At 69.6% G+C, this 4,346-nt stretch carries 4 protein-coding genes; 3 read left to right on the top strand and 1 reads right to left on the bottom strand.

Translation table 11 applies throughout. From position 1 onward, the window contains the following. The first annotated feature begins 25 nt into the window (after positions 1-25). On the top strand, positions 26-1,483 hold the full coding sequence (ahcY, locus tag EAO75_RS37930) for an adenosylhomocysteinase (protein WP_147999633.1): 1,458 nt from the start codon (positions 26-28) through the stop codon (positions 1,481-1,483). Between the two features lie 237 nt (positions 1,484-1,720). Next, positions 1,721-2,335, top strand: coding sequence for a hypothetical protein (locus EAO75_RS37925; RefSeq protein ID WP_147999632.1), 615 nt, complete (start codon positions 1,721-1,723; stop codon positions 2,333-2,335). A gap of 90 nt (positions 2,336-2,425) precedes the next feature. On the opposite strand, the gene EAO75_RS37920 is transcribed toward EAO75_RS37925, so the two are convergent. Next, positions 2,426-3,391 carry an RDD family protein gene (locus EAO75_RS37920; RefSeq protein ID WP_147999631.1) on the bottom strand — a complete coding sequence of 322 codons (966 nt, stop codon included), beginning with the start codon at positions 3,389-3,391 and terminating at the stop codon, positions 2,426-2,428. A gap of 130 nt (positions 3,392-3,521) precedes the next feature. Between EAO75_RS37920 and EAO75_RS37915 the strand changes: the two genes are divergently transcribed. After that, on the top strand, positions 3,522-4,346 hold an 825-nt coding region (locus EAO75_RS37915; RefSeq protein ID WP_148000520.1), incomplete at its 3' end, for a stage II sporulation protein M.

The following is a 4,346-nucleotide window of genomic DNA, read 5'->3' as shown; positions in this document are numbered from 1 at the left end:
CCCCAACCCCGAGGAGCAGCTCGTAATGACGACTGTCGAGAACCGACAGGACTTCAAGGTCGCCGACCTCTCCCTGGCCGACTTCGGCCGCAAGGAGATCACCCTCGCCGAGCACGAGATGCCCGGCCTGATGGCGATCCGCAAGGAGTACGCCGAGGCCCAGCCGCTGGCCGGCGCCCGCGTCACCGGCTCCCTGCACATGACCGTGCAGACCGCCGTCCTCATCGAGACCCTGGTCGCCCTCGGCGCCGAGGTCCGCTGGGCGTCCTGCAACATCTTCTCCACCCAGGACCACGCCGCCGCCGCGATCGCCGTCGGCCCGAACGGCACGCCCGACAACCCCCAGGGCATCCCGGTCTTCGCCTGGAAGGGCGAAACCCTGGAGGAGTACTGGTGGTGCACGGAGCAGGCCCTGACCTGGCCGAACACCCCCACCGGCGGCCCGAACATGATTCTGGACGACGGCGGTGACGCCACCCTTCTCGTCCACAAGGGCGTCGAGTACGAGAAGGACGGCAAGGTCCCGTCCGTCGACACCGCCGAGTCCGACGAGCACCGCGTCATCCTCGAACTCCTGCACCGCACCATCACGGACGGCTCGCAGAAGTGGACCCAGCTCGCGTCCGAGATTCGCGGCGTGACCGAGGAGACCACGACCGGCGTCCACCGCCTGTACGAGATGCAGCGCGACGGCGACCTCCTGTTCCCGGCGATCAACGTGAACGACGCCGTCACCAAGTCGAAGTTCGACAACAAGTACGGCTGCCGCCACTCCCTGATCGACGGCATCAACCGCGCCACCGACGTCCTCATCGGCGGCAAGACCGCGGTCGTCTGCGGCTACGGCGACGTCGGCAAGGGCTGCGCGGAATCCCTGCGCGGCCAGGGCGCCCGCGTGATCATCACCGAGATCGACCCGATCTGCGCCCTGCAGGCGGCGATGGACGGCTACCAGGTCACGACCCTCGACGAGGTCGTCGACAAGGCCGACATCTTCATCACCACGACCGGCAACAAGGACATCATCATGGCCTCGGACATGGCCAAGATGAAGCACCAGGCGATCGTCGGCAACATCGGTCACTTCGACAACGAGATCGACATGGCCGGCCTGGCGAAGATCCCGGGCATCGTCAAGGACGAGGTCAAGCCGCAGGTCCACACCTGGAAGTTCCCCGACGGCAAGGTCCTCATCGTGCTGTCGGAGGGCCGCCTGCTGAACCTGGGCAACGCGACCGGTCACCCGTCCTTCGTGATGTCCAACTCCTTCGCCGACCAGACGCTGGCGCAGATCGAGCTGTTCACCAAGCCGGACGCCTACCCGACCGGTGTGTACACGCTGCCCAAGCACCTGGACGAGAAGGTCGCCCGCCTCCACTTGGACTCGCTCGGCGTGAAGCTGACGACGCTCCGCCCTGAGCAGGCCGCCTACATCGGCGTCGAGGTCGAGGGCCCGTACAAGTCGGACCACTACCGCTACTGAGCCGAGCCACCGCCGAGCCGGTTCCTCGCGGGCGCGGTGCCGCTGTGCACCACTTCACGGCCGCGCCCGCGCAGGGAACCAGCACCGGCGAGCTTCGCAGCGGCAGTTCCTCCGAGGCAGGCCCCCGCACCCCCGTGCCGGGGGCCTGCCCCGTTGGCCCACATGGCCGGCCCACGCAGCCTCATCGGCTCGATCGAGTGGCCGGGACCAGCCCGTCCGTCAAGCCCCAGGACCCCGATGCCCCGCGGCCGTTATTCGCTCCATGATCCGCACGATCACACCCCCCTCGCAGAAGAACACTTCCACTGCGCCCCCGGCCCTTCCGGCTGGCGCTATGTCTCCCAGCTGACCACCCCCGCAGGCGATCGCAGCGGCTCCGTCGACCTCACCCTGGACGAACTCGGCCGACCCATCCGGCTCGAACTCCACGCCGGCGGCTGGCAGGTACGCGGCGCCGCCCTGGACGGCGTCACCTGGGTCCGCACCGACCCCACCGGAACTCAGGCCACGGAAGGCAATGTCCGCGCCCACGCCTTCACCGGCACGTCCCCGGCGTTCCTCATCGCCACCACCCGTCTCCTCCGCCTCACCCCTTCCGCCTCGGCAACCCGCGTCCGCCTCGTGACCTTCACGGATCCGGTCCTCGCCCCGCGCACCCTGGACCAGTCCTGGGCCTTGGTGAAAAGAGAAACACACGCCACTGACAACGCCCCCCTGGCCGTGGACGAATACCAGGTCACAGCCCTGGACACGGGGGAGCAGCACGCCGTGCACATCGCCGGCGACGTGGTCCTCGCGGCCCCCGGCATCGAACTGGAGGACCTGGACTCACCGCCGTCGACGTTCACTTGAGCGAGGCGGGTCAGAGGCACCCGGCAGAGCGACGGGGCTCGCGGAGCCGTCGGCCCGTCGCAGGACCCAGCCGTCGCGCGGCTGGGGCGATCAGGCAGGGGGAGCGAATCCGGTGGCAGGCCGGTCGTCCGACGGCGCGTCCTGCGGCACCGGAGCAGAGGGCTGCCGTACTGCGTCTCGCGCCGCGGGCGAATGATCCCCACCAGTCGGAGCCATGTACGGACCACCGACCGGCGTAAGGCCCGCGCCGGGCGCGCCAGCTGCAGGTGCCGACGGAGGCGGTGCGGCTGCAGACGCCCCGGCCGACCCCTTGCCGAAGGCGCGCCGCGCTTCCCGCGCCTGCCGCTCCTGAAGAACCGCGGCCAGATAGGCGGCCGGCGGCACGCCCTGCGGAGCCGGAGCACCCGTACGCCCCGCGAGGTCCGTCGCGAGCCGCTCGCCCATACTCCAGGCGACCTGCGGGTCGAGTTGCTGCATACGCGTCAGGTACTGACGAATGGCGAGCCACAGGCCATCAGGAACCGCCGACAGGTCGAGCCCCGAGAACCGCCCGGCCAACCACGGCGGAGGCGGCGGAACGAAGCCCGTCCGCGTGAGGGGCACTCGCTCCCGTACGACGAGGGTGCCGGCGAACACATCACCGAGCCGCCGCCCGCGCGCGGACACCAGCGAAGCGATGACGGCGACGACACCGAGCGTCATCAGAATCTCGATCACGCCGATGAGGCCCCGCACCAGCGAGTGCCGGAACCGGATCGGCCCCCCGTCGTCACGCACCACCCGAAGCCCACACGCCATCTTCCCGAGCGAACGCCCATGGCTGAGCGTCTCGACCGCGATCGGCCCGCCGACCAGCAGCAGCACGAACATCGCGATCGACAGAGCGGTTTGCGCCGCCTCATCCAAAGAAGCGGTGGCGGCCACGACGCCGATGGTCACGACAAGGTAGGCGATAAAGGCCACGGCCAGATCGAGCAGGATGGCCAGCGCCCTGCTGGGCAGCTTCGCAGGGCGCAACTCCAGCGCCACGGCCTCGCCCGTCACCAGCTCACTCACGCCATCCGTCCTTCCCCTGACCTGCCCCCGGAATGGCCAGTCTGCCAAGCTGAGGGCGCATCGCGCCGCAGTACGACAAGCTGACGTCCACGACGAGTCGCTGACGAACAGCCGGGGAGCAGGAAAGCAGATGGACCTCGACGTCTTCGTCACCGCCCACCGCGCCGAGTGGGACCGGCTCGACGCCCTGCTCGGGCGGCAGCGCCGCCTCACCGGTGCCGAGGCTGACGAACTCGTCACGCTCTACCAGCGCACCGCCACCCACCTCTCCCTGATCCAGTCCAGCGCGCCCGACCCCCAGCTGACCGGCCGGCTCAGCCAGCTCGTGGCACGCGCGCGTAGCGCCGTGACAGGCACACGACGCGCCTCCTGGCGCGACGTCACACGCTTCCTCGCATACGGCTTCCCGGCCGCGGTCTACCGCTCGCGCCACTGGTGGGTACCCACAGCCCTCCTGTCCACCCTGGTGGCGGTTCTACTGGGCTGGTGGATAGGCACCCATCCCGAAGTCCAGGCCACCATCGCGGCCCCCAGCGAACTACGCGAGCTCACCCGCCCCGGCGGCCAGTACGAGACGTACTACTCCAGCCATCCCGCGGCCTCCTTCGCCGCCCAGGTCTGGACGAACAACGCCTGGGCGGCCGCGCTCTGCCTGATCCTCGGCGTCTTCCTGGGCCTCCCGGTGCTCTGGATCCTCTTCCAGAACATGCTCAATCTCGGTGTCGGCTTCGGCCTGATGTCCTCAGCCGGACGCCTCGACACCTTCCTCGGCCTCGTCCTGCCGCACGGTCTCCTCGAACTGACCGCGGTCTTCGTAGCCGCCGGCACAGGCCTGCGCCTCGGCTGGACGCTCATCGACCCGGGTCCGCGAACCCGACGCTCAGCTCTCGCCGAGGAGGGCCGAGCCGCGATCGGCATGGCGATAGGCCTCGCCCTGGTCCTCTTCGTCTCCGGC

This window comes from Streptomyces sp. UW30, from assembly GCF_008042075.1.
Taxonomy (GTDB): Bacteria; Actinomycetota; Actinomycetes; order Streptomycetales; family Streptomycetaceae; genus Streptomyces.
The sequence above is the reverse complement of the archived record's forward strand: the minus strand, read 5'-3'. Positions and strand labels throughout refer to the sequence as shown.

Excerpts from the sequence above, each read along its gene's own strand:
- ahcY (WP_147999633.1), top strand. The coding sequence starts at position 26 with ATGACGACTGTCGAGAACCGACAGGACTTCAAGGTCGCCGACCTCTCC.
- EAO75_RS37925 (WP_147999632.1), top strand. The coding sequence starts at position 1,721 with ATGCCCCGCGGCCGTTATTCGCTCCATGATCCGCACGATCACACCCCC.